This is a genomic window from Bacillus sp. EB106-08-02-XG196, assembly GCF_013396335.1.
In the GTDB taxonomy this organism is placed as follows: Bacteria; Bacillota; Bacilli; order Bacillales; family Cytobacillaceae; genus Neobacillus.
This window is the reverse complement of the sequence record NZ_JABWSY010000007.1, coordinates 198,759-225,342: the sequence shown is the minus strand read 5'-3', so window position 1 is coordinate 225,342 and position 26,584 is coordinate 198,759. Positions and strand designations below refer to the sequence as shown.

25 protein-coding genes are annotated in these 26,584 nt (G+C 37.6%); 19 read left to right on the top strand and 6 right to left on the bottom strand.

Features of this window, described 5'->3' with window-relative positions; all coding sequences use genetic code 11:
- Window positions 1–56: 56 nt before the first annotated feature.
- The 6 genes from MLOOGBEN_RS13200 (at window position 57) to aspA (ending at window position 6,522) form a co-directional block, all read left to right on the top strand.
- Entirely contained in the window at window positions 57–1,391 is a 1,335-nt protein-coding gene (locus tag MLOOGBEN_RS13200; protein ID WP_179158716.1) for a Na+/H+ antiporter NhaC family protein, read from the top strand.
- Between the two features lie 87 nt (window positions 1,392–1,478).
- Entirely contained in the window at window positions 1,479–2,222 is a 744-nt protein-coding gene (pxpB, locus tag MLOOGBEN_RS13195) for a 5-oxoprolinase subunit PxpB (RefSeq protein ID WP_179158715.1), read from the top strand.
- The gene (locus MLOOGBEN_RS13190) at window positions 2,209–2,976 is read left to right on the top strand and encodes a LamB/YcsF family protein (RefSeq protein ID WP_179158714.1); all 768 of its coding nucleotides are present in this window, start codon (window positions 2,209–2,211) and stop codon (window positions 2,974–2,976) included. The genes pxpB and MLOOGBEN_RS13190 overlap by 14 nt, the downstream gene beginning before the upstream one ends.
- Window positions 2,973–3,917, top strand: a complete 945-nt coding sequence (locus tag MLOOGBEN_RS13185; RefSeq protein ID WP_179158713.1) for a 5-oxoprolinase subunit C family protein — start codon at window positions 2,973–2,975, stop codon at window positions 3,915–3,917. The genes MLOOGBEN_RS13190 and MLOOGBEN_RS13185 overlap by 4 nt, the downstream gene beginning before the upstream one ends.
- A 174-nt stretch (window positions 3,918–4,091) precedes the next feature.
- The gene (locus MLOOGBEN_RS13180) at window positions 4,092–4,976 is read left to right on the top strand and encodes a YitT family protein (protein WP_179158712.1); all 885 of its coding nucleotides are present in this window, start codon (window positions 4,092–4,094) and stop codon (window positions 4,974–4,976) included.
- Window positions 4,977–5,097: 121 nt separating this feature from the next.
- A complete protein-coding gene (aspA, locus tag MLOOGBEN_RS13175; protein ID WP_179158711.1) occupies window positions 5,098–6,522 on the top strand; it encodes an aspartate ammonia-lyase in 1,425 nt (474 codons plus the stop codon).
- Between the two features lie 45 nt (window positions 6,523–6,567).
- On the opposite strand, the gene MLOOGBEN_RS13170 is transcribed toward aspA, so the two are convergent.
- From MLOOGBEN_RS13170 to asnA, 3 genes are all read right to left on the bottom strand, one after another.
- Window positions 6,568–7,785 carry a polysaccharide deacetylase family protein gene (locus MLOOGBEN_RS13170; protein WP_179158710.1) on the bottom strand — a complete coding sequence of 406 codons (1,218 nt, stop codon included), beginning with the start codon at window positions 7,783–7,785 and terminating at the stop codon, window positions 6,568–6,570.
- Window positions 7,786–8,010: 225 nt separating this feature from the next.
- The gene (locus MLOOGBEN_RS13165; RefSeq protein ID WP_179158709.1) at window positions 8,011–8,361 is read right to left on the bottom strand and encodes a hypothetical protein; all 351 of its coding nucleotides are present in this window, start codon (window positions 8,359–8,361) and stop codon (window positions 8,011–8,013) included.
- Window positions 8,362–8,443: 82 nt separating this feature from the next.
- Window positions 8,444–9,457 carry an aspartate--ammonia ligase gene (asnA, locus tag MLOOGBEN_RS13160; protein ID WP_179158708.1) on the bottom strand — a complete coding sequence of 338 codons (1,014 nt, stop codon included), beginning with the start codon at window positions 9,455–9,457 and terminating at the stop codon, window positions 8,444–8,446.
- Window positions 9,458–9,957: 500 nt separating this feature from the next.
- On the opposite strand from asnA, the gene MLOOGBEN_RS13155 reads away from it, so the two are divergent.
- From MLOOGBEN_RS13155 to MLOOGBEN_RS13135, 5 genes are all read left to right on the top strand, one after another.
- Window positions 9,958–10,125, top strand: a complete 168-nt coding sequence (locus MLOOGBEN_RS13155) for a hypothetical protein (RefSeq protein WP_179158707.1) — start codon at window positions 9,958–9,960, stop codon at window positions 10,123–10,125.
- A 103-nt stretch (window positions 10,126–10,228) separates the two neighbouring features.
- Entirely contained in the window at window positions 10,229–10,576 is a 348-nt protein-coding gene (locus tag MLOOGBEN_RS13150; RefSeq protein ID WP_179158706.1) for a PadR family transcriptional regulator, read from the top strand.
- Complete coding sequence (locus tag MLOOGBEN_RS13145; RefSeq protein ID WP_179158705.1) at window positions 10,557–11,195, top strand: HAAS signaling domain-containing protein; 639 nt, start codon at window positions 10,557–10,559, stop codon at window positions 11,193–11,195. Before MLOOGBEN_RS13150 ends, MLOOGBEN_RS13145 begins: the two co-directional genes overlap by 20 nt.
- Before the next feature lie 70 nt (window positions 11,196–11,265).
- On the top strand, window positions 11,266–12,726 hold the full coding sequence (locus MLOOGBEN_RS13140; RefSeq protein WP_179158704.1) for a DUF4153 domain-containing protein: 1,461 nt from the start codon (window positions 11,266–11,268) through the stop codon (window positions 12,724–12,726).
- 62 nt (window positions 12,727–12,788) lie between these two features.
- Window positions 12,789–13,277 carry a DinB family protein gene (locus tag MLOOGBEN_RS13135; protein ID WP_179158703.1) on the top strand — a complete coding sequence of 163 codons (489 nt, stop codon included), beginning with the start codon at window positions 12,789–12,791 and terminating at the stop codon, window positions 13,275–13,277.
- Window positions 13,278–13,329: 52 nt separating this feature from the next.
- Here the strand turns inward: MLOOGBEN_RS13135 and MLOOGBEN_RS13130 are convergent, their stop codons facing one another.
- On the bottom strand, window positions 13,330–14,124 hold the full coding sequence (locus MLOOGBEN_RS13130) for a TIGR00266 family protein (RefSeq protein ID WP_179158702.1): 795 nt from the start codon (window positions 14,122–14,124) through the stop codon (window positions 13,330–13,332).
- Between the two features lie 325 nt (window positions 14,125–14,449).
- Here MLOOGBEN_RS13130 and MLOOGBEN_RS13125 point away from each other — a divergent pair, with 325 nt between their 5' ends.
- The 6 genes from MLOOGBEN_RS13125 (at window position 14,450) to MLOOGBEN_RS13100 (ending at window position 23,431) form a co-directional block, all read left to right on the top strand.
- A complete protein-coding gene (locus MLOOGBEN_RS13125; RefSeq protein ID WP_179158701.1) occupies window positions 14,450–16,198 on the top strand; it encodes a SulP family inorganic anion transporter in 1,749 nt (582 codons plus the stop codon).
- Window positions 16,199–16,212: 14 nt separating this feature from the next.
- Window positions 16,213–16,569, top strand: coding sequence for an ArsR/SmtB family transcription factor (locus tag MLOOGBEN_RS13120; protein ID WP_179158700.1), 357 nt, complete (start codon window positions 16,213–16,215; stop codon window positions 16,567–16,569).
- Between the two features lie 146 nt (window positions 16,570–16,715).
- A complete protein-coding gene (locus MLOOGBEN_RS13115; protein WP_179158699.1) occupies window positions 16,716–18,530 on the top strand; it encodes a TIGR04190 family B12-binding domain/radical SAM domain protein in 1,815 nt (604 codons plus the stop codon).
- Between the two features lie 250 nt (window positions 18,531–18,780).
- Window positions 18,781–18,981: a cold-shock protein gene (locus tag MLOOGBEN_RS13110; RefSeq protein WP_007083969.1), complete on the top strand. Its 201-nt coding sequence runs from the start codon at window positions 18,781–18,783 to the stop codon at window positions 18,979–18,981.
- A 170-nt stretch (window positions 18,982–19,151) separates the two neighbouring features.
- Window positions 19,152–20,297 carry an exonuclease SbcCD subunit D gene (locus MLOOGBEN_RS13105; RefSeq protein ID WP_179158698.1) on the top strand — a complete coding sequence of 382 codons (1,146 nt, stop codon included), beginning with the start codon at window positions 19,152–19,154 and terminating at the stop codon, window positions 20,295–20,297.
- On the top strand, window positions 20,294–23,431 hold the full coding sequence (locus tag MLOOGBEN_RS13100; protein WP_179158697.1) for an SbcC/MukB-like Walker B domain-containing protein: 3,138 nt from the start codon (window positions 20,294–20,296) through the stop codon (window positions 23,429–23,431). The genes MLOOGBEN_RS13105 and MLOOGBEN_RS13100 overlap by 4 nt, the downstream gene beginning before the upstream one ends.
- A 118-nt stretch (window positions 23,432–23,549) precedes the next feature.
- Here MLOOGBEN_RS13100 and MLOOGBEN_RS13095 read toward each other — a convergent pair whose 3' ends face one another.
- On the bottom strand, window positions 23,550–23,867 hold the full coding sequence (locus MLOOGBEN_RS13095; protein ID WP_179158696.1) for a putative quinol monooxygenase: 318 nt from the start codon (window positions 23,865–23,867) through the stop codon (window positions 23,550–23,552).
- Window positions 23,868–23,978: 111 nt separating this feature from the next.
- Between MLOOGBEN_RS13095 and MLOOGBEN_RS13090 the strand changes: the two genes are divergently transcribed.
- Window positions 23,979–24,716: a YwaF family protein gene (locus tag MLOOGBEN_RS13090; protein ID WP_179158695.1), complete on the top strand. Its 738-nt coding sequence runs from the start codon at window positions 23,979–23,981 to the stop codon at window positions 24,714–24,716.
- A 365-nt stretch (window positions 24,717–25,081) separates the two neighbouring features.
- Window positions 25,082–25,699 (top strand): hypothetical protein, encoded by a 618-nt coding sequence (locus MLOOGBEN_RS13085; RefSeq protein ID WP_179158694.1) that lies wholly within the window; start codon window positions 25,082–25,084, stop codon window positions 25,697–25,699.
- 82 nt (window positions 25,700–25,781) lie between these two features.
- Here the strand turns inward: MLOOGBEN_RS13085 and MLOOGBEN_RS13080 are convergent, their stop codons facing one another.
- A complete protein-coding gene (locus tag MLOOGBEN_RS13080) occupies window positions 25,782–26,555 on the bottom strand; it encodes a HipA family kinase (protein WP_179158693.1) in 774 nt (257 codons plus the stop codon).
- Window positions 26,556–26,584 lie beyond the last annotated feature (29 nt).

Sequence of the window (26,584 nt, the reverse complement as noted above, 5' to 3'; positions counted from 1 at the left end):
TTCTTGTTTGGAAAGAAGAGGTTTTTTTATGTGAATTGGAAGAGAGGGTGTTTACCATGAGTACAAACAAAAAAGGCAATCCATGGGCGTTAATACCTTTTGCTGTGTTTTTAGTATTATTTATTGGATCGGGAATTGTCACGGGCGATTTTTATAAATTTCCGGTCATTGTAGCAATTGTTATTGCAGCAACTGTTGCGTTAATAATGAATAGGAAAGAAACATTTAATCAGAAGGTAGAAATTTTTACAAGAGGCGCGGGAGAATCAAACATCATGCTTATGGTTATGATTTTCCTATTAGCAGGTGCCTTTTCAGAGACAGCTAAAGGCATGGGTGCAGTTGATTCAACTGTGAATATGGCATTATCTGTGGTACCTCAAAATCTGTTAATGGTCGGTGTTTTTATTATTGCTTGTTTTATATCCTTGTCAATGGGGACTAGTATGGGAACCATTGTCGCACTGGCACCTATAGGTGTTGGCATAAGCGAGCAAACGGATATTTCTCTTGCGCTTTCGATGGCTGCAGTGATTGGCGGAGCCATGTTTGGGGATAACTTGTCTTTTATTTCGGATACGACGATTGCAGCAGTAAGGACGCAAGGGACAAAAATGAAGGATAAATTTAAAATGAATTTTCTTATTGTTCTTCCTGCCGCCATTATTACCTGTATCATTCTTGCTATACTAACAATGGGTGAACAAGCCAATATCAGTCAGCAATCCTTTAATTGGATAAAGATTCTACCTTATCTAGGTGTACTGATTACTGCGTTAGCAGGGGTAAATGTATTTTTGGTTCTTACATTCGGAATACTGTTTGCCGGTTTTATTGGGATAGTAGATGGCAGTTATAACCCTATGGAACTCATTCAGAAGACTGGCGAAGGTATGGCAGGAATGTTTGAAATCTCTTTCCTGGCCATTTTAATTGCAGGTATGGTGGAAGTAATAAAGCAGAATGGCGGGATTGATTATTTACTCCACCTCGTAACAGGTAAAATTAAATCGAAAAAAGGGGCTGAATTTGGGATTGCTGGACTTGTAAGCTTAACAGATCTTTCCACAGCAAATAATACAATCTCAATCGTTATTGCTGGACCGCTTGCAAAGAATATAGCTAATCAGTACGGAATTGACCCTCGCAGGTCAGCAAGTTTACTGGACGTTTTTTCTTGCAGTATTCAAGGATTAATCCCATATGGTGCTCAATTGCTCGTTGCTGCAGGGGTGGCGGGTATTTCCCCAGTCAGCATTTTAGCCTATTCTTATTACCCAGTATTAATAGGGATCTGTGGAGTGACAGCCATTTTAACTGGTTACCCACGCCACACAATAAAAAGTGCTAAAGAAAGTACGACTAAACAATTACGTTCTGATCTACAGTGATCAGAGCGTTTTTTTTGCATAATCATGGTGTATTAAATAAAGTAAAGAGTATTAATAACAAATTCTTGTGATAAGAAGGTGAGGTAAATGTGTGTTGAGATCGTACCATTAGGTGATTCGGCAATCACGATTACCTTTGGCAATAAAATTGATGAAGGGATTCATCAACAAATCCATCAATTTCTACATGTTTTTAGACTTCATAAGGTGGTCGGAGTGTTCGAGTGTGTCCCGGCCTATACATCTATTTCCATTTTTTATGACCCCGCAATAATTACTTATAGTCAATTGGAGAAAAAAGTAGTTTCAATCTATAAGTCTGCAATGGAAACACCCCAAATAGAATCATATGTCTATAGGATCCCGGTTTATTATGGCGGAGAGACTGGACCGGATTTAAGGTTTATTGCACAATACAATAATATTAGTGAGCAGGAAGTTATTAATAATCACGCAAACAAAGAGTACTTGATACATATGATTGGGTTTGTAGCAGGCTTCCCATATCTCGGTGGACTTTCCCATAAAATCTCCGCTCCTCGTCTAGATAAGCCGAGACCCAAAATAGCGGCAGGGTCTGTGGGAATTGGAGGAAGTCAAACGGGGATTTATCCAGCTGAGGTACCTTCGGGTTGGAGGATTATTGGCATAACTCCATTACGATTATTTGATAGTGAGAATGAAAATCCGTCGCTATTATCGGCAGGAAATTATGTAACCTTCCTGCCTGTAGATTATGAAGAGTTTCTTACTATAAAAGAACGGATAGCTGTTAAAAAGTATGAAATATTGTCTTACAAAAAGGGGGCTAGTGGACATGAATGTTATTGACCTTAATTGTGATCTTGGAGAGAGCTATGGGTTATATAAAATTGGAAATGATAAAGAAATTTTGAAGCATATCTCATCTGCAAATATAGCTTGCGGCTATCATGCTGGAGATCATAATGTGATGATGGAAACCGTAAAACTGGCTAAAAAGTATCATGTGAGTATTGGTGCCCACCCTGGATTTCCTGATCTAGCAGGATTTGGCCGGCGAGAAATGAATATTAATCCAACAGAAATCTATAATCTCATCCTCTATCAAATTGGTGCCCTAGCTGCGATTGCTCAAGCTCAAGGTGTAGCCTTGGTTCATGTAAAGCCACATGGTGCGCTATATAATATGGCATCTAGTAGTCGTTCAATCGCTGTTGCTATTGCTCAGGCTGTAGCAGATTATGATAGCAGATTAATCCTTTTTGGTTTATCAGGCAGTGAACTAATACAGGCAGGTAAAGAAAAGGGCTTGCTGACAGCTTCAGAAGTTTTTGCTGATCGAACTTATCAGCCTGATGGAACCTTAACCTCGAGAAGCGAACAGAACAGTATGATTCATGATGTGAAGTTTGCAGCAGAAAGAATGATTCGAATGGTTAAGGAAGGAAAAGTAACAGCAACAGATGGTTCCGATATAGATATCTGTGCCGACACAATTTGTGTCCATGGCGATGAACCAGCTGCCTTAGATTTTAGTAAGGAGCTAAGGGAAGCTTTATTAAAAGAAAATATAAGGATAAGAAAGTGCTGGTATGTTAGATGAAAACGCCAATCTTTAAGGTAATAAAACCAGGATTGCAAACAACTGTACAAGACCTTGGGAGATATGGATTCCGCGAATACGGGGTTAGCCCATCAGGAGCAATGGATTCGTATTCTTTACAAATGGGAAATTTATTAGTTGGAAACGTATTAGGTGAGGCTGCACTTGAAGCACCTCTAATAGGACCCGTTCTCTTGGCATTGCATGATGTCTCTATTGCAATATGCGGCGGAAATTTTACTCCTAAAATTAATAATCAGGAGGTACCGCTGTGGAAATGCACCGTAATTAAGAAAGGGCAAACCCTCTCGTTTGGAAGGGTAAAAGAGGGAGCAAGAACGTATATTTGTGTTGCTGGAGGCATTCAAGTTCCATACGTATTGAATAGTAAATCAACGTATTTATCAGGAAAATTTGGTGGATTGGATGGCAGGGCTCTAAAAGAAGGGGATACCCTTTATGGGAAACCTTACATCAGAAGAAATAGATTTATTCATGCAAAATTTATACCAGAATATATGAATCCATTAACACTTAGAATAATAGCGGGTCCCCATAAAGATAAATTTACTCCATTAGGATTCAAAACATTTCTGACTGGAGAATATATCATCTCTCCTCAATCAAACCGAATGGGGTATCATTTATCGGGTCCGAAAATTGAGCATAGCAGTACAGCTGATATTATTTCTGATGCCATTCCTTTAGGAGGAATTCAAGTCCCATCAAGCGGGCAGCCCATTATTCTAATGGCTGAACACCAAACTACAGGAGGCTATTCTAGAATAGGAAGTGTTATTTCAACAGATATCCCGCTTCTTGCTCAAGCTAAACCGGGAACAAGGGTCAGATTTAAGGAGATTTCCCTTCAATCTGCTCAAAATCTGATAGTCGAAAGTAAGAATACGATTAAATATTTAAACTTGTTGTCAAAGTCTTAACCCTCCAAAAAGTGAACTTAAATTCAGGTTTAATAGATTTTATGGTATACTAATAGTAATAATTAATTCATGATAGCTACATAACTTGGTAATAATAACCTAGTGCGAGAATTAACAGCATAATTAATTTCTCAAGTATGGTTTTTATAATAAATTTTTATAAGGTGTGATTTTGTGACAGAATTAGTAAACGAAAAAGTGCAGCATCGAAAACTTCCTCTTAGTAAAAAAATCTTTCGAGCGATAGCCATTTCTCTCGGTGCGATATTAATGGCTACCGGTCTAGAGATCTTTTTAGTCCCAAACAAAGTAATTGATGGCGGCGTAACAGGTATATCGATAATGTTATCTCATCTAACGGGTCTTGAGCTCGGTATCTTTCTATTCCTGTTAAACCTGCCATTTGTATATTTGGGATACAAGCAGATGGGTAAAACCTTCGCTATTTCTACTGTATATGGAATTATTGTTTTATCTGTTTTTACAACATTATTTCATCCAATACCAGCCTTTACCGACGATATTCTTCTTGCGACCATTTTTGGCGGCATGATATTAGGAATTGGAGTTGGAATTGTTATACGTTTCGGCGGAGCATTAGATGGTACAGAAATATTATCGCTCGTGATAACTAAGAAAGTGCCATTCTCCGTCGGTCAAATTATTATGTTTATCAACCTCTTTATTTTAGGGGCAGCAGGATTTGTGTTCAGTTGGGACCGGGCGATGTATTCCTTACTAGCTTACGTTATTGCTGCGAAAGCAATTGATACGGTAGTGGATGGTTTCGAGGAATCGAAATCTGTTTGGATTATCAGTGATGTAGCAGAGGAAATTGGAAATGCCGTAAATGCTCGCTTAGGTCGTGGTGTAACATACCTTAAGGGTGAGGGAGCCTATACCGGTGACCATAAGAAGGTAATTTTCAGTATCATCACTCGACTAGAAGAATCGAAACTGACAACGATTGTTGAGGAAATTGATCCAAATGCCTTTTTGGCGATAGCAGACATATCCGAAGTTAGGGGCGGACGTTTCAAGAAGAGGGATATCCATTAATTTACACATTTACGAAAAATCTCAGGGCTAAATTCTCTGGGATGTTTTTTTACCTCTTTCAACTGTTTTTATGTTACATTTGATATGTACCAGATAGATTACTAGAAGAGGATGAAACGGGATGTCAACAGACAAGAAAAGAATCGAGAAGGATTTCCTTGGGGATAAAGAAATACCGGTTGAGGCGTATTATGGGATTCAAACGATTAGGGCTGTGGAGAATTTTCCGATTACAGGATACCGCATTCATGAGTCTTTAATTAAAGCGCTTGCAATGGTAAAAAAGGCAGCAGCAATTGCAAATATGAATACAACTAGATTATACAAAGATCATGCTGAGGTCATCATACAAGCAGCTGATGAGATTATTGCGGGTAAGTGGGATGATCAATTTATCGTCGATCCGATTCAGGGTGGTGCAGGTACCTCGATGAATATGAATGTAAATGAAGTCATCGCTAACCGTGGACTCGAATTACTTGGTCAAGCTAAAGGTGATTATTTTCATTTAAGTCCTAACACACATGTTAATATGTCACAATCTACGAATGATGTATTTCCAACAGCTATACATATTTCAACTCTTACATTATTAGAAAAATTACTAGTGACAATGGAAGATATGCAAAAAGTATTTAAACAAAAAGCTGTCCAGTTTGAGAAGGTTATTAAGATGGGACGTACACATCTTCAGGATGCCGTTCCGATTCGACTTGGACAAGAGTTTGAAGCATATGCAAGGGTTCTTACTCGTGATATTAATCGAATCAAACATACACGTGAGCATTTGTTAGAAGTGAATATGGGAGCTACGGCAGTAGGAACAGGTTTGAACGCAGATCCTAAATATATTAAAGATGTAGTGAAACAGCTCGCTGAAATCAGTGGCTTTCCACTTGTAAATGCTGAGCACCTTGTAGATGCGACACAGAATACAGACGCCTATACAGAAGTTTCGGCTGCTCTAAAAGTTTGCATGATGAATATGTCAAAAATCGCAAATGACCTTCGCTTAATGGCTTCAGGGCCTCGAGCAGGGTTAGGTGAAATTCGTCTCCCTGCTCGTCAGCCAGGTTCTTCGATTATGCCAGGAAAAGTGAATCCGGTTATGCCTGAGCTAATCAATCAAATTGCCTTCCAAGTGATTGGGAATGACCACACCATTTGTCTTGCATCTGAAGCTGGTCAACTCGAGCTGAATGTAATGGAGCCAGTTTTAGTCTTTAACCTTCTTCAGTCCATCAGTATTATGAATAATGGGTTCCGTGCCTTTACGGATCATTGCTTAACAGGCATTGAAGCAAATGAAGAGCGTTTAAAAGATTATGTAGACAAAAGTGTGGGTATTATTACGGCTGTAAATCCACATCTCGGATACGAAGTAGCAGCACGAATTGCCAGGGAAGCGACCATTTCAGGGAAATCTGTTCGTGAACTATGTTTACAGTATGATGTTTTAACAGAAGAGGAATTGGATATTATTTTGAATGTCTATGAAATGACTGAGCCAGGTATTGCAGGGGAAGAACTGTTGGATAGAGATTAATTATATCTTAGAAGGGTGCTCATTAATGAGCACCCTCTTTAATATCTATAAATCGAGTAATTCTGTTAGAGTTACTAAGTCATAGCCCATTGATTTTAAAATAGGGATGACCTTATCAACTGCTTCAGGTGTATTGATTCCTCCAATATGCATGAGGATGATGTCTCCGTTGCTTGCTCCTGCTTGTATTCTTGAAATGATTACCTCAACAGAAGGCTGCTGCCAATCAATGGTATCAATGGTCCATTGGATGCTGTATGGATATCCCGCTCCGCCAACAGCTTTTAGGGCGGCTGCATTATAGGAACCAAAAGGAAAGCGGAAAAAAGGACGTGGGGTAACACCTGTTGCTCTTTTTATAGCTTCTTCTGCTTTTATAATATCTTGGACAAAAATATTCGAATTCGTGTTTGCTGCATCTGGATGGGAGTAGGTATGGTTTCCAATATCATGCCCTTCGGCTGCCATTCGCTTTGCGTAGCTTGGAAACTTATCAGCCCAGCTGCCTGTTAGGAAAAAAGTCGCTTTAACGTTATGCTTTTTCAGCACATCCAAAATGGCAATTCCAATTGCGTCACTGCCGGCATCAAAGGTTAATGCGATTTCCTTTTGCTGAAGGCTGCCGTTTGAAATAATGACAGAAGGCTCTGTCGTCGGTGGAGTTTCTTCTTTTGGAGGCTCTTGCGGCGGAGGCGGCTCAACATTTTTTCCATATAGCTTTAAGATTTGACCAACGAAGATCGTATCTGTGGTTAGATTATTCCATTGCTTTATTTTAGAAACTGTCAAATCAGCCCTCTGTGCGATTGACCATAAGGTGTCTCCTGCCACAACTTTATAATCAACAGTTCCATTTTCTGGGACTATTATTTTTGCAGGCTCTGCAGGAGGAGGTGGATCGGCTGGCTCCTCATCTTTCGGATTTTCATCTTTTGGATCTTCTTCACCGGCTGGTTCTTCATCCTTTGGCTCTTCATCTGTTGGATTTTCTGCCGGTGGTTTTTCTTCGGAAGGATTTTCTATACCTGGGGTCTCGTTTCCTTTATCAGGGATTTCAGTAACGGGTGGTTTAGGATTGTTTTGTCCAGGCTTTGATAGGTCCCAATTAAAGAAAAACAACATAAAGACAAAGGCAATCAAGCTCAAGGCTGTAAGTGTAAAGTAAATCCACTTCCCACTCTTTTTTTGAACGTGCGAAACAACGCACAATACTAGGAAAAATGAAAATATCAAAACGGTAAGAATCATGATTATTCCTGTCATCAAAATTTCCCCCTTATTGATTAAAATGAATAGGGAGCAGAATTCTAAGTTAGGATTATTAGTAACTGTGGTTGCATAATGAGTGTTAGAGAGGAGGTAAATAAGAGGAACATATTTCTGCTTTAATTATATCATATGAAAGAATATAGGCAGATGGTCACGAATGATTGGTGAAAAACACATAAAAAGAACCGCACATGATTTCCATCTGTACGGTTCATTACGCTATTTTTCACTCTTCTTATCATTCTTTTTGTCATTCTTTTTATCACTTAAACCTCTATAGATTTGCGTATACATACTTCCTTCTTTAATGTTTTCTAGAAAAAAAGGACCAATGAGTTCTATATATTCCTCATCATCAAACATTCTTTTGTTTTCTAATTCCATTTCTCCCAATCCATCGTATGTAGAAAGCAGTGCAAAGGTATGATCTTCACCAGATATAGGTGTAAGGATTTCAACATGGTGGTTATAATTGTCATTTCTAAATTTTTTAATCTCACGTAAATTGTCTATCGCTTCTTTAAATTTATCCTGTTTAATAATAAACGTCTGATAAACAAATACAGACATTAAAGCACCCCCAGAGAATTTACAAGCATACATATCTTTATAAATCTCCAGGAAGTCTGATAATTATTCTAAGTACTTAAAATTACAATAGTGTGATGTTTGCTTTTCTACAGTTTTCAAGAATCTCATCATTCCAGACGGAAACCTGAACCTCACCTATGTGAACTTTTTGTAGAAAAAGCATACATATCCTTGATTGTCCAATTCCTCCACCAATCGTATAAGGCAGTTCCTGGTTAAGAATGGCTTGATGATATTCTAAGGACATTCTATCCTCAGAATTTGAAATCTTTAACTGCTTTTTTAGTGCCTCTTCATCTACACGAATGCCCATAGAAGAAACTTCAATGGATTGTTCTAGAAGGGGATACCAGAAAATAATATCACCATTTAATGTCCAATCGTCATAATCTGGTGATCGTCCATCATGTTTTTCCCCTGATAATAACTGACCTCCAATTTGCATAATGAACACCGCACCATATTCTTTTGCAATCCTGTCTTCTCGTTCTTTCGATGAAAGTTCTGGATACATTGTTTCAAGTTCCTGCGTGGTAATAAAATGAATCTCCTCAGGCAGTATAGGTTCAAGTACTGGATAATGCTCGTGTAAATGATTTTCAGTTTTTTTAAATACTTGAAATATTTTTTGAACTTCAGATTTTAAAGTCCCTAAATTACGCTCTTCTTTTGTAATAATTTTCTCCCAATCCCACTGGTCTACATAGATGGAATGCAAGTGATCTAAAACTTCATCTCTTCTAATCGCATTCATATCGGTGTATAATCCTGCACCAAGGGAAAAGTCATACCTTGCCAAAGCCATCCTTTTCCATTTTGCTAACGATTGAACGATTTCGATATTTGCATTTTTAATATCCAATGCCTCAAAGGAAACCATTCTTTCGACACCGTTTAAGTCATCATTTAAACCCTTTCCCGATCTTAAGAGGATAGGAGCGGATACTCGGGTTAAATTTAAACTCTCAGCTAAGGAGCTTTCAAAGAAATCCTTTGTTTTTTTAATTGCCACTTCTGTTTGTAAAAGATCTAATTTTGAAGCATAAAGCTGTTGAGTAGAAAGTGAATTTTCCATTAAATCAAAAACCTCCATTTAAAATTATATTAAAAAAGTATTTTTATATGCAATCAGATGTATTCCAAAAGAATATTCTGAAATTATAGCAAAATTATGATTTCCTTTCCATAGGTTTAGACCAAACAATAAAAAAAATCTCTTCATCGATTTGACTCGGCTGAAGAGATTTTTTTCATTACCTCAGTTGATCCCAATCGGAGTATACTCCGCTGCCTTGACAACCAGGGCATTCCACTGAGTTATAATAAGCAAATTCATTATAGGGATAAACTGTAAAGCCTCTCCCGTAGCAATCAGGACATTTGTCTTGAGTCCTCATATGAGATACATGATTTTGATATCTAGTTTCTCTCCATTGGTTAAAGGAGTTAATTAAACCCATGTTCTACACCTCATTGTTTTTTACTTAGTATGATGAAAAAATGGAATATTTATGCAGATAACGATCTGTGTATGTTTTTTATCATGATTCCCAAACTAACAGTAGAGGTGATACTATGAGTGATTGGAACGAACAAGCAGCGCCTAATAATAATATTCCTCCAAGGATGATTAAACCTAATGAACTATTTGATCTAAAAAAGAATCATGAGTTTTCTGAGGAGTTATCTGATGGCGGGGAACGTGACCAATTTATCCAGCTCCAGAAACATAAAAAGAAATAAACATTTTTGTGGCGATGGTAAAAATCGTCACTTTTTTATTTTACAAATAATTCTTCATGGTGTAGAATTTCTATGTACCTAATAATTCTAGGTAGGTGAAGACATGTTTAATCGTGAGTTGGTAAAGGGAAGTACTTCATTAATTTTGCTTCAATTGTTAAATGAAAGAGATATGTATGGATATGAATTGGTCAAAGAATTAGAGCAGCGAAGTGATAATGGCTTAAGTGTTAAAGAGGGGACATTATATCCAGCCTTGCACAAGCTTGAAAAACAAGAGTATATAGAGTGCTATTGGCAGGAGCAGGAGAAGGGCCCAGCACGTAAATATTACCAAATTACGGATGCAGGAATAGAAGTTTTAAATGAAAAAACCCGTGAATGGCAGGATTTTGTAAAGGTGATGAACAAGGTAATAGGGAGATCAAAGCATGGAACGGCCGAAGAATAAGTTTTTAGCAGAGCTGGAAAAGGGCCTTGTAAACCATCAAGATAAGCAAAGTATCCTAATGGAATATGAAACTCATATCGATGAAATTCTGATTGAAGCCTATGATTGTAAGAATGAGTTTGAGGTGATGGAACGAATTATTTCCAGATTGGGGGGTCCTGAGGAAATCGCAGCCTTGTGGAAAGAGGAACTTTCTGTAACACCTAGTAATATGAAATGGCTATTTATTCTAATGAATGTTCTTTTTTTTGGTGGAGGAAGCTTATTAACGCTATTCCATAATGTATATCAATGGGATTGGCTTTCGATTATATGGAGTCATTTAACCGCTATTCCTACCATAATTGCTATTATTTATATGTTTTTTTGGGCGTTGCTCGGCTATGAAATCGGGAAAGGCTTTGGACATGGAGGAAGGACCCTTTTGAAAAAGACTTTTTTACTTTCACTCATTCCAAATCTGTTGTTAATGGTCTTAACGGTATTTGAAATTATTCCGCATTCATGGTTTGAACCGTTATTAACAAAATCATTTATTATTGCTTGTATCATTTTGACTCTCATCCTCTATCCAATTAGTTGGCTTGGATATCGGTGGGGGAGGAAGGCTTCGATATAAGCAGCTTTTTTTTACCTAGTTACATAGAAAAACTATGTATATAGAATTTCTACATGGAAGAGGGATATATATGGAATTGAAAATAGGCAAATCTGATTGGATATTTTTATTGTTATGTTTGGTGTTAGGAATTGTGGCGGAGGAAGCTTTTTTTCGAGCAGAAATAGGTATATCTTACTTAGTGTTTATTGTTGCTTTTTATTGCTTGTTTTTTTTCCGATACCGCCATGTTTCCTTCTCTCACCAGCGATTCGGTTATCTTGTATTGATTTGCATCTGGCTGTTAGCTGCTAGTTATTTTATTAATGATAATATGTATTTTTATGCTTTGAATATTATCGTGATTCCTGTGCTTGTTTTTTTTCATCTTGTAATAGTAACAAGTCAAAAAAGCATTCGTTGGAATAAACCTGCCTTTGTTACCTACTTATTTTCGAAATTAGGCGGTGCAATTAAGTATAATTTCGTATTTGCATCACTTTTGGGAAAGGTTTTTAAACAGGGGGTTGACGAAAGTAAGTTTCAAGTGTGCAAAAAGGTTTCCATTGGAATATTGATTTCCATTCCCGTTTTGATGGTTGTCTTATTGCTGCTTATGTCAGCAGATACTAAATTTGAAAAGATGGTAGGGGGAATTCCACAGTGGTTTCAGTTAATTGATGCTGAAGTAGTTTTTCGTATCGTCGTAGTTTTGTTTTATGCTTTTGCTATCTTTGGTCTCATGCAGGTTCTGATGAAGAAACAAATAAATGTAATGAATCAAAATGGCAATCAACTAACCTTTAAAATGGATGCGATCATTACCATTACTGTCTTAGTGTTAATAAATGCGGTATATGTCCTCTTTACCATTGTCCAATTTAAATACTTCTTTAGCGGGTCGCTGCTAGGTGATTTCACCTATGCTGAATATGCAAGAAAAGGCTTTTTTGAACTATTATTTGTTACACTGATCAATCTATCGATTACCGTTCTTGTATTAACTTTTGTTAAAAGTACGATTGGTTTCATAAAAAGATTTATCCAATTGCTGCTAACCACTCTTGTCCTTTCAAGTGCAGTGTTATTAAGTTCAGCTTTCATGCGCTTAAGCATGTACGAGGATGCATATGGGTTTACCTTCATAAGAGTGATGGCGCACTCGTTTATGATTTTCCTTGTTGTCATTTTCATGTATACCTTAATAAAGATCTGGATTGAAAAACTTTCCTTATTCCACTTTTATTTTATAAGCGCCTTACTCTATTACACCGTGATGAACATAATAAATGTTGAGCAAATAATCGTAACAAAGAATATTGAACGATATGAACAAAGTGGGAAAGTTGATTTGCATTATCTAAATAGCTTATCTTACACAGGTATTCTAGGGTTAATTGAGTTATATGAAGAAAACCCTCAGCTTCCGGGCTTAAAAAATATCTTACTTGAAAGAAAAAATGAAGCATATCTGAACAATATTCCATGGCAATCCTATAACCTTAAAAGAGTTCAAGCAAATGAAGATTTAAGAAAAATTGATTTAGAATAAAGGTAATCAAAGGATTGGGTCGAAAATATAAGGATAACATTTATCTAGGGGAGAATTGGCTGATGAACCGAAAAGATGTTTTACTTGAACAATTTCTTTGTTGTCAAAAAAAGAGTCATTGGTTTGTTTCTTTTGAAAAAGCAGTTGCTGGATTAACTCCGGAGCAAGCAAACTGGAAAAAGACAGATTCTGAGAATTCTATTTGGGAAATTATTAGTCATTTGGTTTTTTGGAATCAACGTTTTTTAAACCGGTTTAATGGTATTGCGATTCCGAGGATGGAAGGAAATAATGATACTACTTTTACCTTTTTAAAAGATTTGGAATGGCAGGAGGTCCTAGAACGATATAATGTGGTGATGATTAACTGGTATGAAAGCATTGAAAATAGTGAAGATGAGAAGTTTGATCAATATATTAGTGAAGAATCGAAAGAAACATGGTTAGAATCATTATCGAGTATTACCCTTCATAATGCTTATCATATTGGACAAATGGTTACAATCCGTAAAATGCAAGGTTCATGGGATCCTGAACAGGGGTTAAGCTAATTGAAAAACCGGGCTAAGCCCGGTTTTAAGATTTTTAATTTAGATTTTACTGTTAATCCCCGCCAAACATATCAAAGATACCTTTTGCGATGCTGCCTTCTCCCTTATCACCACCACGATGTGGTGCAGCTGCGAAGACGCGGCTGGCGAGTCGGCTAAATGGCAGTGACTGAATCCAAACCGAACCAGGCCCGCGTAGAGTCGCAAAAAATAAGCCTTCGCCGCCGAAAAGGGCTGTTTTAACTCCTTTAACCATTTCAATATTATAATCGACGCCACTCGTCATAGCGACCAAGCATCCGGTGTCTACTCGTAAAGTCTGACCAGGGAGGAGTTCCTTTTTGGTAATCGTTCCTCCAGCGTGAACAAAAGCAAGTCCATCACCTTCAAGCTTTTGCATAATAAAGCCTTCACCGCCAAAGAACCCAGCACCAATTTTCCGCTGGAATTCTATTCCAACCGAAACTCCTTTAGCAGCTGCGAGAAAGGCATCCTTTTGACAGATAATTTTTCCACCCAACTCACTTAAATCCATAGGGATAATTTTACCTGGGTATGGTGAGGCAAAGGAAACGTGTTTTTTGCCATGACCCTGGTTAGTAAAGGCGGTCATGAACAAGCTCTCCCCAGTAATGACCCGTTTACCTGCGCTAAATAGTTTACCCATTAGTCCGCTGCCACCAGTGCTGGCGGACCCATCTCCAAAAATCGTCTCCATATGTATGTCATCTTCCATCATCATAAAGCTTCCTGCTTCGGCGATTACCGTTTCCTGTGGATCAAGCTCAACCTCAACAAACTGCATATCATCGCCATAAATCTTATAATCGATTTCATGATTATTCATCATTTTCCCTCCTCAAATAAAAAATCCCTTATAATTCCATTTTATAAGATTTAGGGGGAAAGTGCTAATTTTAAACATAAAAAAGACGCCTGCATATAGCAGGCGTCTTTGCGTATTGAGGCGAAAAACCACACTCCACATAGTGTGCTCCATAAGGAATGTTTCTCGACTTACACAACTCAGCTCATCGCTAAATAAATATACCACAGAGATACGAAAAAATACAACTGGAAATATTTTTAAAACAAATGTCTTGATTATTACTTCATATTCCTCTATATTCAAATAATCAGATATACAAATTCAAAAGATAAGAAGGGTTCATATGTTTAGTGACAAAAGATTCCATCAATATTCCTTAAGTAATGTGCCAAAAGATGTCCTATCAGGACTCATTGTCGGTGTAATTGCCATACCTCTTGGAATGGCCTTCGCAATTGCTTCAGGAGTGAAGCCGGAATATGGAATCTACACAACAATTGTTGCCGGAATCCTCATTTCCCTTTTTGGAGGCTCGAAGTACCAAATCGGCGGTCCAACCGGTGCGTTTATTCCAATATTATTTGGAATTGTTATGACGTACGGATACGAAAACTTGTTAATAGCAGGCTTTTTAGCCGGAATCATGCTGCTGTTAATGGGAATCTTCAAACTGGGATCTTTAATAAAGTTCATTCCCAGACCCGTTACAATTGGTTTCACTACTGGGATTGCGATCACCATTTTCACCGGACAAATTGCTAGTTTCCTAGGGTTGACGGGGATTAAGAAACACGAAGAATTTATCAAAAATTTAAATGAACTATTCATTCACATTGATACGATTAACCTTTTGAGCATCCTTACAGCGGCCATATGTTTAGCAACCATTATATTTACGCCCAAGATTGCCCCTAAGGTCCCAGGTCCACTAATTGGATTAGTTGTTTCAACTGTGATTGCAACCTTGCTTTATCCAGGCCAGGTAGCAACAATCGGCAGTGCTTATGGACAAATTCCAAGCTCATTGCCAAAGCTTCAGATGCCTGATTTGAGCTTTGAGATGATTATTACTCTATTAAAACCAGCGTTTATCATTGCGATGCTTGGTGGGATTGAATCACTGCTTTCAGCAGTTGTTGCCGATGGCATGACAAATAGTAAACATAACAGCAACAAGGAACTCATAGGTCAAGGGATTGCCAATATGGTAACTCCGCTATTTGGAGGAATACCGGCAACAGGGGCCATTGCCAGAACGGCTACCAATATAAAAAATGGAGCAGTATCACCATTATCTGGGATCATTCATGGAATAGTAGTATTGCTCGTACTAATGTTTTTCGCTCCATTTGCATCCTATATACCGCTCGCAAGCATGGCGCCGATCCTAATGGTTGTTGCCTGGAATATGAGCGAACGCAAAGTATTTGCCTATATATTAAAAACAAAATCCACTGATTCGCTGGTCTTAGTTGTTACCTTTTTACTAACAGTTTTTGTTAATTTGACAACGGCAGTTGAAGTCGGTTTAGTGATGGCTGCGGTTCTATTTACCATGAGAATGAGCAATCTGATGACGACTGCTAAGGCGTTGCCAAACCTTCAGCATAAACATGCAAAGGTCGAGACTCAAATCGTATCTGATACACATGATTGCCCTCAAGTAAGTATTTATAATGTAGAGGGTCCATTATTCTTTGGAGCTGCCCAAACCTTTGAAACATCGATTATGACCACGATAAACTATCGACCTAAGATTCTCTTATTACGGATGAGCAGGGTTCCTTTTATGGATACTACGGGTGAAGCCAATTTGGCTAGTATTGTGTCCCATTTTTCAAAAAATGGTATAGTGATTATATCGGGAATAAGCGAACAGCCCAAAAATGTTTTGAGAAGTACGGGCTTATATGATGTGATTGGTCAAGAGCATTTCTTTGAACACACAGGTGACGCCATTCAGTTTGCGTTATCTGAACTAGATCGCAATAAATGTCTTGGCTGTAAACACTTTGCATTTAAAGAATGTAAGAAGCTTTCTGCTTCAGAAGTAATGGAAAGCAGTAACCAGAAGCTCACAGCTACTTACTAAAGGACGTGAATGAATTGAATCTAGAAATGCAGCAATTTAAGGCGGAATTTTTTAAAGCTCTCGCACATCCACTGAGAATCCGCATACTGGAGCTGCTAGCGGAAGGGGATAAAAATGTAAATGAAATTCAAACCCTTGTTGGCAGTGAAGGATCTGCTGTTTCACAGCAGTTAACGATTTTAAGAGCGAAGAATATTGTCTCGGGAACAAAGGAAGGGAATAAAGTCATTTATACGCTAAAAGATCCAATGATTGTTGAACTGCTTGGCGTTGCTCGACAAATTTTTAATAATCATCTTGTGGATACAATTACGATATTAGATAAATTCAGAGACGAAGATGAAGAAGTAGTTGCGATGCCGAAGAAATAAGATTCTTCGGCTATTTTTATGTTTAACCCTAGGAATACCTTGTTTTTATAATTATCAATTAATTGTAATATTTGTACCATCTTTTTCCTTGAATTCTATATTACTATAGAGGTGTAAACAAATAATGGAATTTAGGAAGTGATCAAATGATTTACGACTTGGTACTGCTGCATCCGCCTACAGTCTATGATTTCAGAAAAGAAATGCTATTTACCGGTCCAATCAGCGATGTGGTTCCATCATCTCCCGTTTTTGAAATGTACCCGGTTGGTTTAACTAGTATCGGGGATTATCTTGAACGATATGGATTAAAAGTGAAGATTGTCAATATCGCCAATCGAATGCTTTTAAATCCCAAATTTGATGTTGAGAAAAAAATTAAGAATATTAAAGCAAAGGCATTTGGGATAGACCTACATTGGCTGCCGCATGCACATGGTAGTGTGGAGTTAGCCAAAATCGTTAAGAAATACCATCCGGAGACTCCTGTAATGTTTGGCGGGCTATCCAGCACATATTTTCACAAAGAATTAATTGAGTATCCTTGTATTGATTTCGTTGTCCGCGGTGACACTACTGAAAAGTTAATTCTTATGCTGCTAAATAAGTTGGAGAAGAAGGATGTATCGGGATTTGCAGATATTCCTAATCTAACCTGGAAGCGAAATAATCAATATTTTTATAACGAGATTACTTATGTACCAGATAGTCTCGATGAGTTTAATTTGCCAGGTTATCGCTATGTCATAGGCTCCGTCTTTAAATATTTTAATTTATTAGACCCATTGCCATACAAAGGATGGCTGCAATATCCAAATACCGCTCTATTAACTTCTAAAGGATGTAATTATAACTGTTTAATCTGCGGTGGGTCTAAAGATGCCTATGAGTTAAACTGTAATCGGAAGAAGTTAGTCATGCGCTCCCCACAAAAAATGCTTGAAGATATTGCTTTAATTCAAAGATTCACACGAGCCCCAATTTTTCTTTTGAATGATATAAGGCAAGGTGGCAAGGAGTACGTTGATGAGTTTCTAGACGGCTTAGCAAAAATGAAGATAAAGAACGAAATTGTCTTCGAATTGTTTAATTATGCAGATGAGAAATTTTTTGAAAGATTAAATAAAGCAATGCCTAAGTACAGTATCGAGCTAACCCTTGAATCTGCAGATGAAGATATCCGCAAATATAATGGAAAGCTGCCATGTACAAATGCTAGAGTAATTGAAATGCTCCAATTTGCATTAAAACAAGGCTGTGCTAAAATTGATTTGTTTTTCATGACGGGAATTCCTAATCAAACGTATGATAGTGCGATGAGAAATGTAGATTTTTGTGAAAATATTCACAAAGAATGTGGCGAGGCTTCGAATATTTCGTACTTTGTAGCACCACTTTCTCCATTCCTAGATCCAGGCAGCCCGGCGTTTGAAAATCCAGAGAAATATGGCTATAAAAAATTCTGTAACAAACTAGAAGACTTCCGTGAAGCTATGAAACAACCTTCCTGGAAAAATATGCTTAGCTACGAAACCAACAGCATGACAAGAGAGGAAATTGTAAAAGCGACATATGACTCAGCATTGAAGCTTAATGAATTTAAATACAAGAATCATATTATTACCAAAGAGGTTCGTGATGAGGTTAGGCTGAAAATAGAAAAGTCAGTCGAGTTCCTTGCCAGACTTGATGCACTTGAGTTCCTGCCAGAGGAGGAAAAACAAAAAGAGCTTACCATAATAAAAAAAGAAGTGGATCAAATTAATCGACATAGTATTTGCGGTGAGAATGAGCTGAAATGGGAAGTGAAAAAACTGTTTGCTAACTTCCCTTCACTAACCTATATTGGTTTAGAATTACTCATCAAAGATGTCGTAAAGGATCTAAAATGTAAATTCGGCAAGATTGACAGGGATCAAGTTATGGTCACAAATCCAAGCGGTAATGAACACGAAAAGTAATGCGATACAAACAGCCCAAAAGCCTTGCAAACCGCGAATTTTGTAGGCTTTTGTCTATCGTACTTTATTGACAGTACAGCTGAAAAATGTTAAATTTTAGACAGCCGTTGCACGAGATTAGATTTATGTTACAAAGCTTGTTCAAGTTTTAACTGAAGTTTGGATAAGAAAGTGGAAGTAAAGCTATCACGTTGTAATTTGGTGAATTTTACACATGGCTTAATCTAAGCCAATAGGAGGATTTTTTTACATGAAAAACGGTAAAGTAAAATGGTTCAACTCTGAAAAAGGTTTCGGATTTATCGAAGCTGAAGATGGAAACGACGTATTTGTTCACTATTCCGCTATCCAAACTGAAGGTTTCAAAACTTTAGAAGAAGGTCAAGAAGTATCTTTCGAAGTTGTTGAAGGTGCTCGTGGACCACAAGCTGCTAACGTTACTAAAAAATAATTCTATGAAAACAATGATTTAACAGCCCGGCCAATGTGTCGGGCTGTTTTTTGCATTTATGACATAATCTTCATCCATTATTACCTGTAATTGCTTCGTTTTCCATCATCAAATAAGTTGGTATTTTGCTATAATAGTATTTATGAGATGAAACAGATGGGGTGACTAAAATGAAATTTATCCATACTGCCGACTGGCATTTAGGTAAGTTAGTGCACGGTGTCTATATGACGGATAATCAGCGTGAAGCACTAAATCAATTTATAGAAATTGTGGCGGAAGAAAAGCCGGATGCGGTCGTGATTGCCGGTGACTTGTATGATCGTTCGGTTCCTCCAACAGAAGCAGTAGAATTATTAGATGAAATTCTGTTTACAATCAATGTTGAGCTAAAAACGCCTGTTGTTGCGATTGCGGGAAACCATGATAGCGCTGAACGTCTTTCATTTGGAAGCTCGTGGTACAAGCATAGCCAATTCTACTTATCTGGTAAGCTTTCAGATAGCTTTAAGCCCGTACAGGTTAACGGAGTCAATTTCTATTTAGTACCTTTTGCAGAACCTGGAGTGGTACGTCAACTTCTTGCAGATGATTCGATTCATTCCCATCAGGATGCTATGAAAGCATTGATTGGCAGGATGGAGGAAAACTTGAATCCCAACGAGCCCAATGTGTTGGTAGGACATGCCTTTGTCTTGGGAGGGAAGACTTCAGACTCCGAACGTGTTTTATCCGTTGGGGGATCTGGTTGTGTAGGTGCAGAACTTTTTGAACCATTTTCTTATACGGCACTGGGGCATCTCCACAGTCCGGATGCCATTAAACATGATAAAGTAAAATATTCCGGTTCCCTTTTAAAATATTCCTTTTCAGAAGCGAAGCAAAATAAATCGATTTCCATTATTGAAATGGATGAGAAAGGAATTTTTTCTCATCGCTATAGGTCCTTGAGTCCGACACATGACATGCGTGAACTTGAAGGGCGTCTTGAGGAGTTACTAGATCCTTATTTTTATGAAAAACAAAAATTAAATGATTATCTGAAAATCACCTTGCTAGACGAAGGTGCACTACTTGATCCGATTAATAAATTACGTCAGGTATATCCAAACGTACTCCATCTTGAACGGAAAATAGATATTACGGATTTGAAGAAAAAGCAGTCATTTAACATTACTCAAAATGAGAAGAAATCAGAGCTTGATTTGTTTGAGCAATTTTATTCGGAAATGACAACCTCTGAGTTTACAGCCGATAAAAAAGAAGTTATGGCTGATGTAATTGGAAAAGTCTTACGTGAGGAGGGGACAAAGTGAGACCATTAAAACTAACGATGCAGGCATTTGGTCCTTATGCAGATGTCGAAACAATCGATTTCACGCAGCTGGGGAATCGCACGATGTTTGTCATTTCTGGTAAAACCGGATCTGGAAAGACCACTATTTTTGATGCAATTAGTTATGCAATATATGGAAAAGCAAGTGGGGAAGACCGTAACGGACCTGAATTACGAAGCCAATTTGCAAGAGCTGATTTGGTAACAGAGGTTTCACTCGACTTCGCAATCCGTAACAAAGTATATTCGATTACCCGCTTACCTCAACAGCCAAAAAAGAAGGAAAAGGGAGAAGGATTTACTACTTTACCTGCCAAGGCCGAATTATACAGCTGGGATGAGAAAGGTGAAAAGAAATTAATCGCCACTAAGATCAATGAGGTGGAGGAAAAGATTAAGGAAATTATGCTGATTGACAGCAACCAGTTCCGCCAAATCTTAATGATTCCTCAAGGTGAGTTTCGTAAGCTATTAACCTCCGACAGTAAGGATAAAGAAGTTATTTTACAGCGGTTGTTCCATACTCAAATTTATAAAATGGTGGAAGACAGGCTGAAAGTAGAATCTACAGAATTAAAGAATTCTGTTGAAATGCAGGTTCAAACTAGAAATGACAACCTCCGACGTATTCAAGCGGTAACAAACGAAGAGCTTAAAGGATATTTAGAAGCAGATAGTGTTAACGATTTGATCATGATGCCATTACTGCAGGAAGAAATCAGTAGTATGGAAAGCCTGATTGAAAAATTGGTTATTAGCTTGAAAGAAAAGGAACAGGAACAAGACTTCTTAAAAGGGAAGTTATTTGAAGCCGAAACGATCTTAAAGCAAATTCAGACAAGAGAAGCGTTAAAAGAGGAAAAACTTAAACTTGAATCACAAGCTGAGATCTTTGCTGAAAAAGAAAAACAGGTACAGCTTGCGCATAAAGCAGCATTATTGGCACAGCAGGAAGAGCTATGCCATCGATTAAAGCGTGAATTGGACCAACTGAATGGAAATGTAACATCTATACAGGGCGAAATTGAAAAATTAGATGTCCTTACAAATCAATATGAGCAACTGTGGCAAGCAGAGCAAGAGCGTGAAGGTGAACGACAAAAGGCACTTGAAGCCATTAATCAATTAATTAATATGAAGGACGATGTTTATTCCTTTGCTGCTTTAGTAAAGGATTCTGCAATTGTGGAAGCCTCGCTCAAGAGTGCAAGGGACAAGCATCTAAAAGCAGAAAATAACTTTAAAAGCTTGGAAGAACGAATCAAAGTAATAAACGACAAAAAGATAGTCATTGAGAAGGGTAAGCTAAAATATTTAGAAAATGACCGTCTGATTGAAAAAATGCAGGCAGAACTTGATCAGCTAGAAAAATATGAACTTAACCTAGGACGTCATCAAAAAGCAGTACAAGATCTTAAAGTGAAAACCGGTAAGTTTGAAAAAATAACAGCTAGGTATTTGGATGCAAAGGCACTAGTTGAAGATATGGAGAATCAATGGCTGCATGGCCAAGCGTCACTCCTGGCAGCACGACTTACTAGTGGTGAGGCATGTCCAGTTTGTGGTTCGGAGCATCACCCATCACCAGCGACATCGAATCAAGTTCTAATCCCAAATGAAGAGGACCTGAAAGCTGCAAAGCAGCAGGCAGCTCTATTAGAAAAAGAAAAATCAGCAGCAGAATCTCAGTTTTTTGAGAGTCAATCTATTGAAAAAACACAACGGGAAAAGTGTGAAGAGATTTTTAAAGAAATATACACTTACCGGATTGATTTTAAGGAATCGGATTTACATTTAACGAAGACAGAAGTGATTTCTAACAGAAATAAGCTACTTGAATCACAAAAAACACTTGCTGCTCAAATTAAAATACTTGATCAAATTAATCATGAACTAGAAAAGAGTGGTACGGAAAAAACAGAATTACAAAGTGCTATTCAGCAGTTTGCTGCACATGTAACAAAGGTAACTGTACAGTTTACGGAGATGAGAACGAATTTAACTAGGATGATGAAGGTTATTCCAGAAAATCTTCGTACTGAAGAAGCCTATGAAACAGCACTATCAACATCTAAAAAACATCATGAAATGTTAGTGCAAAGGCTTGAAGAGGCGAAGCAGCGATTACAAGCAGTTAAAGAAAAACAATCTGCTGAAACAGCTAGATTACAGGACGCGGTGAAGCACCACTCTAGCAAAGAGAATGAGTTGAAAACAGAGAAAGAACTCTTTGTTAATAGACTTGCAGAACAAGGGTTTATTAATTATGGGGAATACCATTCTGCTAAAAAAAGTGAAGCTGATATCCGGAATCTTGAAGGTCAAATCCGCGGTTACCGTGAAGAGTTACGCTCTGTTTCAGACCGCTTAAAAGAGTTGACTGAGCTTTTACAAGACATTAAGACGCCAGATGTTGATGGATTAAAAGCTTCATTAGAGAATTTAGCCCGTAAAATTGAAGAGCTAACCAATCAGCGTACGGATCTATTTGTTAAAAAGAGAGACAATGTTGAAATTTACAATAATGTAGAAAGAATAAATGAACAAATGAAGGTGTTGGAGGAACGATATAAGTTGATTGGCCATCTTCATGAAATTGCTAAAGGACAAAATACGTATCGAATTACGTTTGAACGCTATGTACTTGCGTCTTTCTTAGATGATATTTTGCGGGAGGCAAATGTTCGATTAAGGAAAATGACGGCAGGACGATTTGAACTTCTAAGGAAAACAGACCGTTCGAAAGGGAATGTTCAAAGTGGCTTAGAACTGCTTGTCTTTGACCAATATACTGGTCAAGAGCGCCATGTAAAGACTTTATCAGGCGGGGAAAGCTTTAAAGCTTCTCTATCATTAGCTCTTGGACTAGCAGATGTCGTCCAAAACTATGCAGGCGGAGTTTCATTAGAAACGATGTTTATTGATGAGGGCTTTGGAACGCTAGACCCTGAATCACTTGATCAAGCAATTGAAGCACTGATGGATATTCAAAGCAGTGGACGCTTGGTCGGTATCATCTCGCACGTTCCAGAGCTTAAAGAACGAATCGATATTAGACTAGAAGTCATCGCAGGGCAAACTGGAAGTAGGACGGAATTTATTTTTACAAACTAATAAGTTTGTTGTTTGGAGTGACCGAAGATGAAAAAGAGTAGTGTTTATGGTCACTCAAAAAAACACGAGAATTCATTAGGAATCTCGTGTTTTTTGTGTACTTATTAAATCTCTATACCTAAATGGCTTTGAAATTTGGGAAAGGATATTGCGCTTCTGCTAGGGTTGAGAGATTTGTCAGTTCGGCTACAGAAGCAATTTGATCCCATACAGCCATGACTTTTTCAGATTGATGTGCCTTGTCAATTGCCTCACTAGACTTCCATTCCGCTATTTCAATGATTGTACCATCCTCAGCTTGAAGTGTTAGCAATTCACGTTCTGTTATCAATCCTTCTTCTCTAAGGACGGGGATATGTACATTAAGGATTTCTTTTAATTCATTCTCTTTTCCTGGTTTTGGACGATATAGTGCCATAAACACGAGTGCAGTCATGTAATAGCCTCCTAAATTTTATAGTAATCATCATAACCGTACATACTAAAAAACGTCAACAAATCGCTTGTGGCGTATTAACTTATAACATAAAAAAAAATTGGTGATACAATGGAAAGATATTTTCAGGCAGATGGTGAAGATGTATTTATTTTATTTTCAAAAACACACTGGATGACGATATTTATTTTAGTTGGGGTAATTATCTTAATCTTTCTATGTAGAAGATTTCTTAGGAGGACGCCATTCAATAGTATTGCCAGAATAGGATTGGCAGCCACTTTAATTATTTCAGAAATTAGTCTGCATGCATGGCTATGGCGTTTAGGAGAGTGGACTATTCAATATTCTCTGCCGTTCCATCTAAGTAGTATTTCCATCCTTCTATCAGTAGCTTTACTGCTTACTAAGAGCTATAGTCTCTTTGAATTTACCTATTTTGCTGGCGTTGGAAGCGCTCTGCAGGCAATGATCACCCCTGATATTAGTGCTTATACGTTTCCCCATTTCCGTTATGTTCACTTTTTTATTTCGCATGGTGGAATCGTGGTGGCAAATATATTTATGGTATTGGTAGAAAAATATAGACCAACTGCAAAGAGTATTTGGAAAGCTTTTATGTACTTAAATCTATATACTTTTTTTGTGTTTTTATTGAATTTTTTTATTGAAGGAAATTATATGTATATCTCTGAAAAGCCAGTAAACCCATCGATTTTGGATTATTTAGGACCATGGCCACTGTATCTTATTCCTTTAGAGGTCATTGCATTATTAACCTTTTTATTATTGTATTTTCCATTCAGGATCATTAATAGATTTGAAAAAAGTAAGGGTGCAGACAAATGACATCAACATTTCCCCATAAGCAAATGGCAGTAAATTGTTTTAATGGTGTTTGGGAATCTTGAACTATCAGAACGAACAAAATTAGAAGAAGGGAAAATGATTCACCTAGCACATTCGTCATTTTACCATTAAATATAAGAAATATTTAAATTCACATCCGGTTCTGAGAGGGGGCACGACTTGTTGTTGCGCATAATCTGGCGTGAAAGCGCAAATAAAAGCAGTTGTTTTTTTGGGAGTCCACACACTCTCTCTTGAAAATTTTGATGAGCGGGTCAAGAGAGTTGTCTAGCACAAGCACCTTACTTAGAACATATTCTAATATAGTAATCAGATATTGAGACAAAAGAAAGGAGCTGTTGAGAGTGAATTTGGAAAATGAGATTGTCGATAAACTGGATAAAATTCATATATCGAAACAATCCGGCAGTGTGGAAATTTATAACCCAACAAGTTTTAAGTTATTGGGAAAAGGACACCAAGGGGCTGTTTTTCAAATAGATGAAAATCGCTGTGTGAAAATCTACTGTGCGAAACAAGACCTGGATCGTGAGCTTCATGGATTACAACTTGGAGGTAATATTGGCATTTGTCCAAAGGTGTATTTATCGGGAAAAAATTTTATTGTTATGGAATACTTGACATATCCAACTCTTTTCGAATATTTAGACCAGAATCCACTTGACAAGGAATTAACGGCCAAAATTATTGATGTATTGGATTCATTTGAACAAGCAGGCTACAATCGTTTTGATCATTCTGCTCGGCACATCTATGTGGTTCCTGATGGGAAAATGAAAGTAATTGATGTGGTTCACATGATTAAACCTCAGCCTATCCATTTAGCAAAAAAACTAATTGGTGATATGGGAGTTAACGCTGAAGATTTCGTTCGATTTGTCCAAGAAATTAGTCCTAAATGGTATAATCGCTGGGTAAATGATCCTGATTTTCCTGATTTAATGACGAAAGTGAAAGGATAAGTATAGGGTAAGTTTATTGAAAAATTTATCCTTTCTTATTAGTCTAAAAAAGGTTCTGCCATGAGGCAGAACCTTTTTTCCTTTATTTTTTCTTTTTTTTGGATTGTAAATTTAGCTCTGGTAATAGTTGTTTTGCATTAACAAGGTGGGTGACAAGCGCCTCCCTTTCCATTTCCGATACATCCCAGTCGTGAGGGATCGATTTGATTACTTCATGAATTGCCTTTTCTGGTATTGCCATTATTTTTTCGATCGCTGCATTTATTTCGTTTTGACTTTGCAGTAAAGAAACACACCACTTATGGACGTTTAGATTAACAGCCACTTTAGGCATTTTCCTTAGTGTTTTGACGGTCCATTTCGCATCAGAAAAACAACGGCCATGGTCGATCATATGGAGATAATACTCCCCTTTCTCAGCAGGTTCGAGCAGGACATTGTTCTCTTTACGATCTGTATTGCCTATCCAAAGATCGAATACCATCATTAAGGCAAGATGATCTCGATTGCTTACTTTTACGTGTTCATTCTGCGAATCCCTTAAGAGTTGACTACAATTGTCAATAAACAAACTGGCAAATTGACTCCCAGAGGTGAACTTGTGTTTAGAAAGAATTGGAGACTCCTTAATAAAATCATCTTCTATTTGTACCACTTCAAAAGGTACAACGGGAAGGGAGAGAAGTTGGCCTAATTTACCGGCAATATACTCGTTTACCATAACTCTCGTTCCAGATGGATTATTTTTGAACTTCACTACATACGTGCGACCATCACTAAAAAGAATGTGCTGAGGTTTGGAATAACCTTTAAAGAAGGTTTCCAGCAGCTGAACAGGATGTATGTTCTGATTCATACTAATTAAATCCTCCTTTTTCTATTATG

Excerpts from the sequence above, each read along its gene's own strand:
- MLOOGBEN_RS13200 (WP_179158716.1), top strand. The coding sequence starts at position 57 with ATGAGTACAAACAAAAAAGGCAATCCATGGGCGTTAATACCTTTTGCT.
- pxpB (WP_179158715.1), top strand. The coding sequence starts at position 1,479 with ATGTGTGTTGAGATCGTACCATTAGGTGATTCGGCAATCACGATTACC.
- MLOOGBEN_RS13190 (WP_179158714.1), top strand. The coding sequence starts at position 2,209 with ATGAATGTTATTGACCTTAATTGTGATCTTGGAGAGAGCTATGGGTTA.
- MLOOGBEN_RS13185 (WP_179158713.1), top strand. The coding sequence starts at position 2,973 with ATGAAAACGCCAATCTTTAAGGTAATAAAACCAGGATTGCAAACAACT.
- aspA (WP_179158711.1), top strand. The coding sequence starts at position 5,098 with ATGTCAACAGACAAGAAAAGAATCGAGAAGGATTTCCTTGGGGATAAA.
- MLOOGBEN_RS13170 (WP_179158710.1), bottom strand. The coding sequence starts at position 7,785 with ATGACAGGAATAATCATGATTCTTACCGTTTTGATATTTTCATTTTTC.
- MLOOGBEN_RS13165 (WP_179158709.1), bottom strand. The coding sequence starts at position 8,361 with ATGTCTGTATTTGTTTATCAGACGTTTATTATTAAACAGGATAAATTT.
- asnA (WP_179158708.1), bottom strand. The coding sequence starts at position 9,457 with ATGGAAAATTCACTTTCTACTCAACAGCTTTATGCTTCAAAATTAGAT.
- MLOOGBEN_RS13155 (WP_179158707.1), top strand. The coding sequence starts at position 9,958 with ATGAGTGATTGGAACGAACAAGCAGCGCCTAATAATAATATTCCTCCA.
- MLOOGBEN_RS13150 (WP_179158706.1), top strand. The coding sequence starts at position 10,229 with ATGTTTAATCGTGAGTTGGTAAAGGGAAGTACTTCATTAATTTTGCTT.
- MLOOGBEN_RS13145 (WP_179158705.1), top strand. The coding sequence starts at position 10,557 with ATGGAACGGCCGAAGAATAAGTTTTTAGCAGAGCTGGAAAAGGGCCTT.
- MLOOGBEN_RS13140 (WP_179158704.1), top strand. The coding sequence starts at position 11,266 with ATGGAATTGAAAATAGGCAAATCTGATTGGATATTTTTATTGTTATGT.
- MLOOGBEN_RS13135 (WP_179158703.1), top strand. The coding sequence starts at position 12,789 with ATGAACCGAAAAGATGTTTTACTTGAACAATTTCTTTGTTGTCAAAAA.
- MLOOGBEN_RS13130 (WP_179158702.1), bottom strand. The coding sequence starts at position 14,124 with ATGAATAATCATGAAATCGATTATAAGATTTATGGCGATGATATGCAG.
- MLOOGBEN_RS13125 (WP_179158701.1), top strand. The coding sequence starts at position 14,450 with ATGTTTAGTGACAAAAGATTCCATCAATATTCCTTAAGTAATGTGCCA.
- MLOOGBEN_RS13115 (WP_179158699.1), top strand. The coding sequence starts at position 16,716 with ATGATTTACGACTTGGTACTGCTGCATCCGCCTACAGTCTATGATTTC.
- MLOOGBEN_RS13110 (WP_007083969.1), top strand. The coding sequence starts at position 18,781 with ATGAAAAACGGTAAAGTAAAATGGTTCAACTCTGAAAAAGGTTTCGGA.
- MLOOGBEN_RS13105 (WP_179158698.1), top strand. The coding sequence starts at position 19,152 with ATGAAATTTATCCATACTGCCGACTGGCATTTAGGTAAGTTAGTGCAC.
- MLOOGBEN_RS13095 (WP_179158696.1), bottom strand. The coding sequence starts at position 23,867 with ATGACTGCACTCGTGTTTATGGCACTATATCGTCCAAAACCAGGAAAA.
- MLOOGBEN_RS13090 (WP_179158695.1), top strand. The coding sequence starts at position 23,979 with ATGGAAAGATATTTTCAGGCAGATGGTGAAGATGTATTTATTTTATTT.
- MLOOGBEN_RS13080 (WP_179158693.1), bottom strand. The coding sequence starts at position 26,555 with ATGAATCAGAACATACATCCTGTTCAGCTGCTGGAAACCTTCTTTAAA.